This is a genomic window from Uliginosibacterium paludis, from assembly GCF_039631355.1.
Taxonomy (GTDB): domain Bacteria; phylum Pseudomonadota; class Gammaproteobacteria; order Burkholderiales; family Rhodocyclaceae; genus Uliginosibacterium; species Uliginosibacterium paludis.
The window spans coordinates 50833-64127 of sequence record NZ_JBDIVF010000011.1; the positions used below are offsets into that span (position 1 = coordinate 50833).

At 65.8% G+C, this 13295-nt stretch carries 13 protein-coding genes; 4 read left to right on the forward strand and 9 right to left on the reverse strand.

Annotated elements, in window-relative coordinates:
• The first annotated feature begins 363 nt into the window (after positions 1–363).
• From ABDB87_RS18115 to ABDB87_RS18130, 4 genes are all read left to right on the forward strand, one after another.
• Entirely contained in the window at positions 364–663 is a 300-nt protein-coding gene (locus ABDB87_RS18115; protein ID WP_345929693.1) for a hypothetical protein, read from the forward strand.
• 29 nt (positions 664–692) lie between these two features.
• On the forward strand, positions 693–890 hold the full coding sequence (locus tag ABDB87_RS18120; protein WP_345929695.1) for a hemin uptake protein HemP: 198 nt from the start codon (positions 693–695) through the stop codon (positions 888–890).
• Positions 891–1002: 112 nt separating this feature from the next.
• Positions 1003–1614, forward strand: coding sequence for a 30S ribosomal protein S4 (gene rpsD, locus ABDB87_RS18125; protein ID WP_345929697.1), 612 nt, complete (start codon positions 1003–1005; stop codon positions 1612–1614).
• Between the two features lie 36 nt (positions 1615–1650).
• Positions 1651–2904 (forward strand): DUF2325 domain-containing protein, encoded by a 1254-nt coding sequence (locus ABDB87_RS18130; protein ID WP_345929699.1) that lies wholly within the window; start codon positions 1651–1653, stop codon positions 2902–2904.
• 13 nt (positions 2905–2917) lie between these two features.
• On the opposite strand, the gene ABDB87_RS18135 is transcribed toward ABDB87_RS18130, so the two are convergent.
• From ABDB87_RS18135 to prpB, 9 genes are all read right to left on the reverse strand, one after another.
• Entirely contained in the window at positions 2918–3364 is a 447-nt protein-coding gene (locus tag ABDB87_RS18135) for a PilZ domain-containing protein (RefSeq protein WP_345929701.1), read from the reverse strand.
• 82 nt (positions 3365–3446) lie between these two features.
• Positions 3447–3695, reverse strand: coding sequence for a DUF3820 family protein (locus ABDB87_RS18140; RefSeq protein WP_345929704.1), 249 nt, complete (start codon positions 3693–3695; stop codon positions 3447–3449).
• Between the two features lie 171 nt (positions 3696–3866).
• Entirely contained in the window at positions 3867–5792 is a 1926-nt protein-coding gene (locus ABDB87_RS18145; RefSeq protein WP_345929706.1) for a B12-binding domain-containing radical SAM protein, read from the reverse strand.
• 60 nt (positions 5793–5852) lie between these two features.
• A complete protein-coding gene (locus ABDB87_RS18150; RefSeq protein ID WP_345929708.1) occupies positions 5853–6749 on the reverse strand; it encodes a hypothetical protein in 897 nt (298 codons plus the stop codon).
• A 126-nt stretch (positions 6750–6875) separates the two neighbouring features.
• Complete coding sequence (locus ABDB87_RS18155; protein ID WP_345929710.1) at positions 6876–7340, reverse strand: Lrp/AsnC family transcriptional regulator; 465 nt, start codon at positions 7338–7340, stop codon at positions 6876–6878.
• Positions 7341–7420: 80 nt separating this feature from the next.
• A complete protein-coding gene (locus tag ABDB87_RS18160; protein WP_345929712.1) occupies positions 7421–9331 on the reverse strand; it encodes a propionate--CoA ligase in 1911 nt (636 codons plus the stop codon).
• Between the two features lie 76 nt (positions 9332–9407).
• Positions 9408–10859: a bifunctional 2-methylcitrate dehydratase/aconitate hydratase gene (locus ABDB87_RS18165; RefSeq protein ID WP_345929714.1), complete on the reverse strand. Its 1452-nt coding sequence runs from the start codon at positions 10857–10859 to the stop codon at positions 9408–9410.
• Positions 10860–10951: 92 nt separating this feature from the next.
• On the reverse strand, positions 10952–12115 hold the full coding sequence (gene prpC / locus ABDB87_RS18170) for a bifunctional 2-methylcitrate synthase/citrate synthase (protein WP_345929716.1): 1164 nt from the start codon (positions 12113–12115) through the stop codon (positions 10952–10954).
• Positions 12116–12233: 118 nt separating this feature from the next.
• Positions 12234–13145, reverse strand: coding sequence for a methylisocitrate lyase (gene prpB, locus ABDB87_RS18175; RefSeq protein WP_345929718.1), 912 nt, complete (start codon positions 13143–13145; stop codon positions 12234–12236).
• Positions 13146–13295 lie beyond the last annotated feature (150 nt).

Consider the following 13295-nt stretch of genomic DNA (forward strand, 5'->3'; position numbering starts at 1 on the left):
GTGGCTGGCACTGGCCCGGGGCTTTCCCCTTCCGCTCGTTTGCCCCGAGGCGGCGGGCCGTGCCGACTGCTGCTGAGCGACAGGAATGAAAAGTTTGCCGTCGACTGTTGCGAACGATTCTCATTTATATATAATCGATTCCAAGCCGGTGTCGCCCTGTCAGGTCGCCGGTGACCCGGAACGTGCGAGCACTCTCTCTCGCGCGGCAGCCGGCGGATCGGGGGCGGTCTGCCGGTTGTACCGGGGCTTTCAGCGCAAGCCAGCGGACGCGTTCCGGCCAGCCAGCGATTTTCCGGATTTCGTGCCGACGCGGTCTTTGCCGCGTTCGTGAAGATGTGGCGATCCGCCGCAAGGAGCTTGCTGATGAACATCGATCCCGACTTCGCCGAAGCCAGTCCCGCCGTACTGATGGCGGCGGCGCTGCACCTCCTGAGCTGCTCGGCTGCACACGGACTCAGCAGCGCCAAGGCGCGTGCGCTGGTCCAGCACCTCTCGACCCTCGCCGGCCGGCCGGATACCGATCCCCTGCTCGCACGCAGCTGCGATGAGCTCGCCGAGGTATGGACCCGGCTGGGCGAAGAGCTCGAGATGCGGCGCCAGGAAGAAGCAGCGCAGGCGCGTGCGGCGGCCGCGTTTCCGGCGCAAGGCGCCATGCTGCACTGAGCCATCCCGAACCCTTGAAGGAGATCGTCATGAGCACCGCATTGTCTTCGCCCGTTCAGGCCGCACCGACCCTGTCCCGTCCAGCCTCTGCACCGCTCGCCATCAGCGAGGCGCTCGTTTCGAGCCGGGCCCTGCTCGGCAGTGCGAGCACCCTGATCATCGAGCACATGGGCATGCATTACACGCTGCGCGCCACGCGCAACGGGAAACTGATCCTGACGAAGTAGGTCGCGGGGCTTCGGCCCGGTTGCCTGCTTTCCGTTTGTCCCTTCCGCAGCGGGGCCCCGGGCCTCGCAGGCGGAAATCCGTCTGCTGAAAACTGTTCTGGAGTGATACCGAATGTCCCGTTATACCGGTCCCCGTCTCAAGGTCATGCGCGCACTGGGCGTTGATCTGCCCGGCCTGTCGCGCAAGAGCATCGCCGACCGTCCCTATCCGCCGGGTCAGCATGGCCAGCGGCAACAGCGCAAGTCGGGCTTCGGGCTGCAACTGCAGGAAAAGCAGAAACTGCGCTTCAACTACGGCCTGTCCGAGCGCCAGATGCGCCGCCTGGTGCTCGATGCCCGGCGTGACAAGGGCTCGACCGGTGCCAAGCTCGGCGAGCTGCTCGAACGCCGTCTCGACAACGCCGTGTTCCGTGCGGGCTTCGCGGCGTCCACCGTCGCGGCGCGCCAGCTCGTCAATCACAGCCATGTGCTGGTCAATGGCCGCAAGGTGAACATTCCGTCCTTCCGCGTTCGCGTGGGCGACGTGATCACGCTGAGCGCCAAGGGCCGCGAGATGCTGGTCGTGAAGGCGAGCTTCGCCGCGCCCGCGCTGAGCCGTCCGGAATGGCTGGCCGTGGATGAGGCCGCGTTCTCCGCCACGGTGAGTCATCTGCCGGATGTGGCCGAGATTCCCTTCCCGATCGAAATGCAGCTCGTCGTCGAGTACTACTCGCAACGGATCTGAGTTTCACCCAGCCAGCCCCAGTTTCCGGAGGTGCCCATGTTTCCCACTGGCCTGATCAAGCAAGCTTTCGTTCCCGGGCCGGGTTCGCCGGCAGCCAGGCCAGTGCGGCGGCGCAAGCTCTGGGAGCTGGCGGGGCATGCGCATTGTCCGGTGGTGGGCGTGTGCCTGTCCTTCCAGGCGCTGCGCAGGCTGGCTGCGCGGGTGGCGCCGGAGACGGCAGGTTTTGACGACTACGCGCTGCATTCGTCGTCGGTCCAGGCCTCGCGCAGTCGCAACAAACTTTCCGAAGCCATCCAGGAGGAGCTGGAGCAACGCCACGCCGGCAAGGTCCGCCAGTACCGCAAGCTGCGCTCACGGGCCGAACTTGAAGCCGCCTGGCATGCCGCCATGGCGGAGGGCGATGTTGCGCCGGGCCTGTGGGCCGTGCTGACGCATCCGGCCTGCGATCCGCTGCTCGCCGAGTCGATCAGCCAGCAGATGCACATGCTGCAGCATCAGGCCGGCGCTTCGCTGCGCCTGGACATCGCGCACTATCACGCGCTGCAGGAAGAAAACGCCTCGCTGGCCCGTACACTGGCCGGCGCCCAGCAACGCTGCGAGCGCACGACGCAGGAAAAAACCGCGGCGCTCGAAGCCCTGCAGGAGCGCTTCATCCGGCAGCGCGGCGAGCTGATCGCCCGCGAAACCGAGCTCGCCGGCCTGAAGGCGATGCTCGCCGAGCTGGAAGCGAAGCTGGCTGATGGCGGCGCCCGGCGCCGCCTCGAGCAGCAGTTGCAATACCAGGAAGAGCGCAACGCTCACCTGTGTCTCGAGAATGCGCGTCTGAACCGCGAACTCGAACGGCATGAAGGCCGCATCATCGAAATCGTCCCGGTGGCGGAGGTGTCGGCCGACGACGCGGACTGCGCGCATGCCTGCAGCGACGGCTCGCTCGAAGGCCATCGCATTCTCTGCGTGGGCGGGCGGGAGTCCGCAGTGCAGGTGTATCGCAAGCTGGTCGAAGAGGCCGGCGGAGAGTTCCTGCATCATGACGGTGGCGTGGAAGACCGTTTCGGCCGGCTGGATTCCGCGCTGGGGGCGGCCGACCTGGTGATCTGCCAGACCGGCTGCATCAGTCACAACGCCTACTGGCGCGTGAAGGACCACTGCAAGCGCACCGGCAAGCGCTGCGCCTTCGTGGCCAATCCCTCCGGCGCCGGACTGGCGCGCGGCCTGCAGCGCCTGCTCAGTCCGGATGAAGACGACAGTTCATCGCCGCCAGCGATGACTGGCTTGCTTCAGCAGGACTGATTGACGCTGCCGCTCAGGCAGCAAAGGTGGGGAAGCGCTCCGCGTAGATGTTGATCCACTCGATCGCGGCTTCGGCGCTGTCGATCTCGCGCCCCTGGTGTTCCTTCACATGCTTGCGGTAACGCTCGATCTGGCAGAGCTGCTCGACCATGCGGAGGGCGAATACCTCCTCCTGCGAGGTGAAGCGGATACCCAGCTCGAAACCCTTGGTGAGTGCACGGCACCAGCACACCGCTCCGCGCGTCTGGAATGGTGGCGTGCTGACCGGAATTTCGATCATCACTTCGCAGCCGATGGGCATGGCCTCGTCCGAGCGGCAGGCGAGACCGCCTGCGCTGATGTTGGAGAGATTGCGCACGGTGCGTCGCGAGGTTTCCTCGCAATGAATCCGGATCGGGATCTCGGTGGGATGGCGAAGGAACTTGCGCTGGCGAGTTTCAGTTACGGTCTGTCGGGTCATTTGGGCTTACCGTATTCTGTTTGTTTGCATCAGTATTCGGAAATTTCTGACAGAAATGAAAGCGACTGGCCCGATGAGGCAGTCAGCTTTTCCCTGACCGGATATTCCCTGATGTGCTGACGCGACCGCGCAGCGGATCGAGCAGGCCGCGCAGATTGTTGTGATCGAGTTCGTACATCAGCGCCAGCAGCTGACCGATTTCACCTGCCGGAAAACCTTCGCGGGCAAACCAGCCGAGGTAATGCCCCGGCAGATCCGCCATCTTGTGGCCCTTGTACTTGCCATAGGGCATTTCGCGAGTAAGGAGTTTTTCGAGGTCTTCGGGACGCATGAGGCCAGGGCTGCTACGAATGGGAGGGTTTTTTGGGCGGCAGAGGATCGCACACTTTTCCCGCCTCGGGCGACGCTTGTCAGGCATGAGGCTTATCGGTGCATTGCGGCGGCCATCCGCACAGCCTGCAAGCCCCGGCAAAACGGCATGCGCGGCGCCCCGAAGCGCCCCTCAGCTGCCCTGAAGGGCCCGCGAAACGAAGTGCCGGGGGACCTGCGTGCGCGGCACGCGGCACTCTTCGAACCAGTTGCGCACATCCTGGTCCAGGCCGATGCCGTGCATGTAGTTGTAGATGGCGCGGGTTAGGGCGCGGCCCAGCATGGCGTGGTCGACGCCGCTCGGGTCGATGAAGGCCACATCGTTGTTGGCAAAACTGCCCGGAGCACGGGACACCAGGCGGATGCCGTATTCCTCTGGATGCATGCCGACCGGCGAATGCACCGTGCAGGCAAAGCGGTGGAAGAAGCCGGACTGGATGCAGCCCTCGGCGAAGAGCTGGCGCACGTATTCGAGCGCATCCACTGTGTCCTGCACGGTCTGGGTCGGGAAGCCGTACATCAGATACGCATGCACCAGGATGCCGGCCTGCGAGAAGCCGTGCGTCACGCGCGCCACCTGCTCGACCGACACGCCCTTCTTCATCAGCTTGAGCAGCCGGTCCGAGGCGACTTCCAGCCCGCCGGAGATCGCGATGCAGCCGCTTTGCGCGAGCAGCTCGCAGAGCTCGGGGGTGAAGGATTTCTCGAAGCGGATGTTGCCCCACCAGGTGATCGCGAGATTGCGCCGCAGCAGCTCTTCGGCCATCGCCCGCAGGGCCTTGGGCGGCGCGGCTTCGTCGACGAAGTGGAAGCCGGTCTGGCCGGTCTCGTGGATGATGGCCTCGATGCGGTCGACCAGGGTGCTGGCGTTCGCCGTTTCGTAGCGCGAGATGTAGTCCAGGCTCACGTCGCAGAAGCTGCATTTCTTCCAGTAGCAGCCGTGCGCCACGGTGAGCTTGTTCCAGCGGCCGTCGCTCCACAGGCGGTGCATCGGATTGAGCATGTCGAGCACCGAGAGGTAGCGGTCGATCGGCAGGCCATCCCAGGTCGGCGTGCCAACCTGCTCGAAAGGCACGTCGGGCTCGGGGAAATTCACATGGCGGACCTGGCCTTCGTCGCGCAGGAAGGTGCGCACCAGCCGCTCCTTCGAGCGCCGGCCGGCGATGTGGTCGAGCAGCGCGAGGGTGGGGCGCTCGCCGTCGTCCAGCGTGATGAAGTCGAAGAAGTCGAAGACGCGTGCTTCCTTCAGTGAACGCAGCTCGGTATTCACATAACCGCCGCCCAGCGCCAGGCGCACCTCTGGAGCGTGAGCGCGGATCGTCTGTGCGATACGGAATGCGCCATAGACCGAGCCGGGAAACGGCGTCGAAACCAGCACGACGTCGGGCCGGTGGCGGTCGATGGCTTCCCGTGTCAGCGTGGCCAGCGTGTCGTCGATCAGGTTGGGGTCTGCAGCGAGGGCCTCGGCGAGCGGATCGAAGCTCGCAGCCGATTGCGCGATGGACTCGGCATAGCGTACGAACTCGAAGCGCTCATCCACCGCGTCGCGCAGCACATCAGCAAGGTCATTGAGGTAGAGCGTGGCGAGGTGGCGGGCGCGATCCTGCAGGCCCAGCGAGCCGAAGGCCCAGCCCAGAGGATCATCGTCGTCGCCGGCCAGATAGCCGTCCAGGGCGGCAAAGCGCGTGCCCTCGGGCAGATACATGCGGCCGCAGATGCGGAAGGCCAGGGTCGAGTCGCGCCCCTGCAGAAAAGCGATGACCGGATTGATCGTTGCCGCATAGCGGTCGAAGTGCTCCAGAAAGAAGCGCACCGGTTCGCTGCGCTGCTTCGCCGGCAGCCTCTGCGCGACCGTGCGGATCCGGGCCAGCCCCTCGCCTGAAAACAGTCGCAGCACCAGGGCGATCGCAAGGTCCTCCTGCACGGCCTGGAAGCCCTGCGCGCGCAGGAAGCCGGTGAGATAGGCCGTCGAGGGGTAGGGCGTATTGAGCTGCGTCATCGGCGGGATGACGGCCAGCACACGCAGGGAGAGCGCTTCGGGTGAAACGGAAACGGGCATGGCAGGGGGCTCGGCGCCCGGTCAGTCAGGGTGCGCCGATTCTAGCCTGCCACGCAGCGCTCAGGCCGATGCGCGATCCTGACGGGTGCGGATCTGCGCCGGGGCTTCCATCTGGGTGATGTTCAGCTCGATGCGGTGCATCGTGCCGCAGTGCGTGCAGCTGAACTCGGTACTGATGTGGATGGGCTGATGAGGGGGCGCAATCGGCTCGGCCAGACTTTCCGGGTCGAACATGCGCAGCACCGGACCGGGTTCGGCCGGCGCAAGCGTTTGCGGGCTGACATCCAGATCGATGCTGCGCGGCAGGGCGGGGCTGGCCACATTGAGCAGGGCCTCGGCGCGGTCCAGATTCAGGTGGGTGCGGGCCAGATTGGCAAAACTCGATTGCGTCAGCCAGCTCTCGTCAAAGCGCGGATTGCTTGCCTGCGCGGCGCTTGCGGGATCCGGGCGGGGCGTCAGCTGGGTGATCTGCGCGGTTGGCAGGGCGGCGGAGACGGTCAGGGTGACTTCGGCTGCCGCAGGGGGTGCGGCTTCCGCTTGCGGCGTGGCGTCTGCTTCCGGGGCCGGTTCCCCAGCCTCGCTCGCTGCGGCCTGGGCTGCTGCCGCGATTTCGCCCGGCGCGGGCTCGGCGGGCGTTGCCACTGCAGGCATGGGGCTGCTTGCGGACCCGGCGGCCACGGCCTCCGCTGCTGCGGGAGTGCCGGCGTCGGCGGCCAGATCGGCCGGCGGCATGGGCAGGATGTCGACCAGCATGCCCAGCCGGCTCAGGCGGGCCGAGAAAGCCACCGCTTCTTCCTCGGGCAGGTTGTTCTTGAGGATGACCTTCTTGCCGCAGAACATGCGCTCGACCTGCGCCGGGGTGAGTTTCATCCGGTTGGCGATCAAGGTGCGCACCAGATCGGGGTGCGCGCCAGGGCTGATCTGCCCGCTGAAGGTGATGCGGAAGAGGTTTTCCATGCTGGTGGTTCGCGTGTTTTCAGTCTGTCGAGGCCGGCATCGCCGTGTGCCGGGATTTTTGTACGGGTCTGCCGGATGTAGCCAAGCAAGACGCAAGCCGATCATCGGGTACGAACGGTCGTCAGCTTAACCGTTCGTCGGGATGTGGATATGCGGCGAGAATTTTGCCCGACGTACGGAGAAAAACGCACGCACATTACGCACGTTCGCGTCCGCTGCGAAAAGACGGTGAGCCGTGGCATGGTAGGCATCCATGTCTGCCACCTGCAGGATCAGCACGAAGTCCGGGCCGCTGGTCACCTGGTAGCACTGCTGTACGGCGGGATCCGCACTGGCGCGCTGTTCGAAAGCCGACAGGCGCTCGCTGGCCTGCTGGTCCAGCGTCACTTCCACGATGGCGGTCAGTCCGGCACCGAGCTTCTCGGGCGAGAGGATCGCCACCCGGCGCTCGATGATGCCGTCCTCCTCCAGTTTGCGCACGCGCCGCAGGCAGGTGGCGGGCGACACATGCACCCGCGCCGCCAGATCCTGGTTGGTCAGCGAGGCGTCCTGCTGGAGCAGGGTGAGGATGCGGAGATCGGTGGCGTCCATCGGGCGGCAAAGGCGGGGAGCAAGGCGGAAGTGTGGCCGCGGCCACGCCTTCCGCGCAAGCCTCGCGGTGTGCCGCGGCCTCAGGCTGCTTCGCGGCTGCCCTGCGGACGCACCGCGGCAAGGATCATTTCGAGCACGGCCGGATCCTCGATGGTCGAGAGGTCGCCGGGGTCGCGGCCCTCGCACAGCGCCTGGATCGTGCGGCGCAGGATCTTGCCCGAGCGCGTCTTGGGCAGGGCCGGAATCGGCACGATGCGGGCCGGGCGGGCCACTGCGCCGAGGCTGCGATCCACGCTGGCGAGCAGATCCTGCTCCAGCGCGAGGCGCTGTTTCGGGTCATCCGCCAGACGCGCGTCACGCAGCACTACAAAGGCAATGGCGACCTGGCCCTTGAGCGCGTCCGCCATGCCCACCACCGTGCATTCGGCCACCGCCGGGTGGGCCACCAGTTCCTCCTCGATCTCACGCGTGCCGAGACGGTGGCCGGCCACGTTGATCACGTCGTCGGTGCGGCCGAGGATGAAGGTGTAGCCGTCGGCGTCGCGAATGCCCCAGTCGAAGGTGGAATAGACCAGCTTGTCCGGCAGGCTGCCGAAATAGGTGTTCACGAAGCGGGCGTCGTCTCCCCACACCGTCTGCATGCAGCCGGGCGGCAGCGGCGGCATGATGCTCACGACACCTTTCTCGCCGGGGCCGACTTCGCGCCCGGTTTCGATATCGAGCAGGCGCACGTCATAACCGTACATCGGCATGCCGGGGCTGCCGAGCCGCGTCGGCGTGTCCTCGACGCCGCGCGCCACGGTCAGGATCGGCCAGCCGGTTTCGGTCTGCCAGTAATTGTCGATCACCGGCTTGCCCAGGCCTTCCGAAATCCAGCGCGCGGTGGGTTCATCCAGCGGTTCGCCGGCCAGAAAGAGCGTGCGCAGCGAGGAGGTGTCGTACTGCGTGAGCAGCGCATGGTCATGCTTCTTGAGTACGCGGATCGCGGTGGGGGCGGAGAACATCACGCTGACGCGATGACGCTCCACCAGACGCCACAGGATGCCGGCATCCGGATGCACCGGCGTGCCTTCGAAGAGCAGGGTTGCCATGCCGGCGAGCAGCGGGCCGTAGACGATGTAGCTGTGGCCCACCACCCAGCCGATGTCGCTGCTGGAGAAGAAGGTTTCACCCGGATTGCCGCAGTAGATGTATTTCATCGAGGCGGCGAGTGCCACGGCATAACCGCCCACGTCGCGCTGCACGCCCTTGGGCCGGCCGGTGGTGCCCGAGGTGTAGAGCGTGTAGCTGATTTCGTTTGATTCGAGCCACACGACCGGCACTTCGGCATCGAGGAAGCGTTCGCGCAGCGGCGCGTAGTCCAGATCGCGGCCGGGCATGCGCGGCATCGCAGCGAGACCGCGGTCGACCAGCAGCACATGCTCCGGCTTGTGCGCGGCGCGTTCGATGGCCTCATCCAGCGCGCCCTTGTAGGGCACCACCTTGCCGCCGCGCGAGCCGGCATCGGCCGAGATGATCAGGCGCGGTGCGGCATCATCGATGCGCGAAGCCAGGCTGTGGGCCGCGAAGCCGCCGAAGACCACCGAGTGGATCGCGCCGATGCGGGCGCAGGCATGCATCGCGAATACGGCTTCCGGAATCATCGGCATGTAGATCACCACCCGGTCGCCGCGCTCGACGCCCAGGCTCTGCATGATCGCCGCCATGCGCATCACTTCGCGCTGCAGCTCGCGGAAGGTGTAGCTGCGCGATTGCCCGGTCTCGGTCGATTCCCAGATCAGCGCCGGCTTGTCGGCGCGGGTGCTGAGGTGGCGGTCGATCGCGTTGTAGCAGAGGTTGGTTTCGCCGCCGACGAACCATCGCGCGAAGGGCGGCTTGCTGTAGTCCAGTACCTTCGTGAAGGGCTTGTGCCAGTGGATCAGATAGGCCTGCTCGCGCCAGAAGCTTTCGCGGTCGCTGATCGACCACTCATGGAAGTCATGCAGATTCACCTGTGTCTCCTGTGGGTGTGGATGGCCCGTCGTTGCGGGCCTTGTGTCCTGCTGCGTGAAGCGCTGTGGTGGCGTGTCAGATCACATAGAGATCCACATACTCGTGCACCGGCATGGCTTCGAGCTTCGCCTGGTCGAGGGACACGGCCAGGATCGCGTCCTGCTGCTTCTTCGGAAAGCGGCGGGCGAGGTTGGTGCGGAACTTCGCTTCGAGCAGCGGAATGCCATCGGCACGGCGGCGGCGGTGGCCGATCGGATACTCGCAGATGATCTCGTCGAGCTTGGTGCCGTCATGGAATTCCACCGTCAGCGCGTTGGCGATGCTGCGCTTTTCCGGGTCGTGATAATCGGCGGTGAATTGCGGATCTTCCACGCAGCTGATCCGGTCGCGCAGCGCATCGATGCGCGGGTCGCGTGCAATGTCATCTTCATAATCGGCGGCGGTGAGGCGACCGAAGAGAATCGGCACCGCGACCATGTACTGCACGCAGTGATCGCGGTCGGCCGGATTGTTGAGTGGCCCCTTCTTGTCGATGATGCGGATGCAGGCCTCATGGGTGCGGATGCGGATGCGCGCGATGTCTTCCGCGCTGCGACCGCTGGCCTTGAGCTGGGCGTGCAGCTTCATCGCGCATTCCACCGCGGTCTGGCTGTGAAACTCGGCCGGGTAGCTGATCTTGAACAGCACGTTTTCCATCACATAGCTGCCGTAAGGGCGCTGGAAGCGGAAGGGCTGGCCGCGGAAAGAGACGTCATAGAAGCCCCAGGTCTTCGCTGTCAGCACCGAGGGGTAGCCCATTTCACCGGTCTTCGCCATGAGGGCCAGGCGAACCGCGCGGCTGGTGGCGTCGCCTGCCGCCCAGCTCTTGCGGCTGCCGGTGTTCGGCGCATGGCGGTAGGTGCGCAGGCTCTGGCCGTCCACCCAGGCGAGCGACACCGCATTGATGATCTCCTCACGCGTGAGCCCCAGCATCTGCGCTACCACCGCGGTCGAGGCCACCTTCACCAGCAGCACATGATCGAGCCCGACCTTGTTGAAGCTGTTCTCCAGCGCAATGCAGCCCTGGATCTCGTGGGCCTTGATCATCGCGGTGAGGACCTCCTTCATCGTGAGCGGCTTCCTGCCGGCCGCCACCGCATTGCGCGAGAGCCAGTCCGCAGTGGCGAGGATGCCACCCAGATTGTCGGAAGGATGGCCCCATTCCGCGGCCAGCCAGGTGTCATTGAAATCGAGCCAGCGGATCATCGCGCCGATGTTGAAGGCGGCCTGGACCGGGTCGAGCTGGAACTGCGTACCCGGCACCTTCGCGCCATTGGGCACCACGGTGCCCGGCACGATGGGGCCCATGAGCTTGGTGCAGGCCGGATATTCGAGCGCTTCCAGACCGCAGCCAAGGGTGTCGATCAGGCAGTTGCGCGCGGTTTCATAGGCGAGGCTGCTGTCGATGCGGAATGACAGCACATAGTCGACGATGTCGACGAGCTCGCGGTCGGCTTCGGGGCGGATATTGGGCAGGGCGGCGGACATGGGTTCCTCTGAAGTCGGGAGTCGGGAGTCGGGAGTCGGGAGTCGGTGGGCAGGGCGAGGGTTTCGACTCCCCACTCCCGACTCCCCGGGTTTCAGCGTCGTTCCTCGATCGGTATGAAGCGCAGGTTCTCCGGGCCGGTGTAGTTGGCGCCGGGGCGGATGATCTTGTTGTCCAGGCGCTGCTCGATCACATGCGCGGCCCAGCCGGTGGTGCGCGCAATCACGAAGAGCGGGGTGAACATCGCGGTGGGCACGCCCATCATGTGGTAGCTCACCGCGCTGAACCAGTCGAGGTTGGGGAACATCTTCTTCGCGTCCCACATCGTGGATTCGACGCGCTCGGCGATGTTGAACATCTTCATGTCATGTGCGGCGATCGACAGGCGCCGCGCCACTTCCTTGATGACCTTGTTGCGCGGGTCGGCAATCGTGTAGACCGGGTGGCCGAAGCCGATCACCACTTCCTTGCGCTCGATGCGGGCGCGGATCGCGGCTTCCGCTTCGTCCGGTGTATCGAAGCGCTTCTGGATCTCCAGTGCCTCCTCGTTGGCGCCGCCATGCTTGGGGCCGCGCAGCGCGCCGATCGCGCCGGCCACGCAGGAATACATGTCAGAGCCGGTGCCGGCGATCACGCGGGCGGCAAAGGTCGAGGCGTTGAACTCATGCTCGGCATAGAGGTTCAATGACGTATGCATCGAGCGCTTCCACAGCCCGCTCGGCTCCCTGCCGTGCAGCAGATGCAGGAAGTGGCCGGCGATGGTGTCGTCATCGGTCTCGGTGTCGATGCGCCGGCCGGCGTGGCTGAAATGGTGCCAGTAGAGCAGCATCGAGCCGAGGCAGGCGATCAGGTGGTCGGCGATGTCCCGCGCGCCACTCGCATGGTGGTCATCCTTCTCCGGCAGCAGGCAGCCCATGGTGGAGACCCCCGTGCGCAGCACATCCATCGGATGGGTGGCGGCGGGCAGGGTTTCAAGCACCGTGCGCACCGCCTGCGGCAGGCCGCGCATGGCCATCAGGCGCGTCTTGTAGGCCGCGAGCTCGGCCACCGTGGGCAGCTTGCCGTGGATCAGCAGATGCGCGACTTCCTCGAACTCGGTGGCCTCGGCCACGTCCAGGATGTCATAGCCGCGGTAGTGCAGATCGTTGCCGGTGCGGCCGACCGTGCACAGCGCGGTGTTGCCGGCCGCCACGCCGGACAGCGCAACCGACTTCTTCACCTTCACTGCGGGTGCAATGGCTTCTGCAACTTCACTCATGTCTCTCTCCGTGTGGATCCGGGCGCGGCTTTGTGGGTCGCAGCGTCCCGGGGTGGTTCATCGTAGGCAGGGCTTGCTGCACTGCGAAACAAGGGTTGTCCGCAGGGCCGGTGCGGGTTCAGGCATCGGTGGAGGCCGGAACCTGCTCGCGCGAGCGCGCAAACAGCGCGTCGAGCCGCTCCTCGTAATCCCAGTAGCCGATCGCGTCGTAGAGCTCCTTGCGTGTCTGCATCATCGGTACGACGCGGTGCTGTGTGCCGTCCTTGCGCAGGGTTTCGTACACCGTTTGAGCGGCGCGATTCATGGCGCGGAAGGCCGAGAGCGGATAGAGCGCGATGGCCACGCCGGCCTCGCCGAGCTCGGTGGTGGTGTAGAGCGGTGTGGCGCCGAATTCGGTGATGTTGGCGAGCACCGGTACCGGCAGGGCCTGGCAGAAGCGGCGGTAGATCGCGATGTCGGTCACGGCTTCGGGAAAGATGCCGTCCGCGCCGGCCTCCACGCAGGCCTGGGCGCGTTCCAGCGCGCGCTCCAGCCCTTCCACGGCCAGCGCATCGGTGCGGGCCATGATGAAGAAACTCTCGTCGGTGCGCGCATCGACGGCTGCCTTCACGCGGTCTACCATTTCCTGCCGGGTGACGATTTCCTTGTTCGGCCGGTGGCCGCAGCGCTTCGCACCCACCTGGTCCTCGATGTGCATCGCTGCCGCGCCGGCCTTGATCAGGCTGCGGGTGGTGCGCGCCACATTGAAGGCCGAGGCGCCGAAGCCGGTGTCGGCGTCGACCAGCAGCGGCAGTCCGCATACATCGGTGATGCGGCGAACATCGATCAGCACGTCTTCAAGCGTGGAGATGCCCAGATCGGGCAGGCCCAGCGAGCCGGCCGCCACACCGCCGCCCGAAAGGTAGAGCGCGCGATAACCCGCCCGCTGGCCGAGCAGGGCATGGTTGGCGTTGATCGCGCCGGGAATCTGGAGCGGCTTCTCGGCGGCCAGTGCCGCGCGGAATGCCTGGCCGGGGGTCTGTGTGCTCATCCTGGTCTCGTCTGGCGGTGGAAGGTGAGCTGCATGGCGCAACCGGCGTGCCAGGCGACGAGCGCTTTGTGAAACCCTTGTTCGGCAAGGCTTTCAGCGATGCAGCCGGCACCTTGTCGGGGTAATCCTTGTTTCGTTCGTGAAACCTTG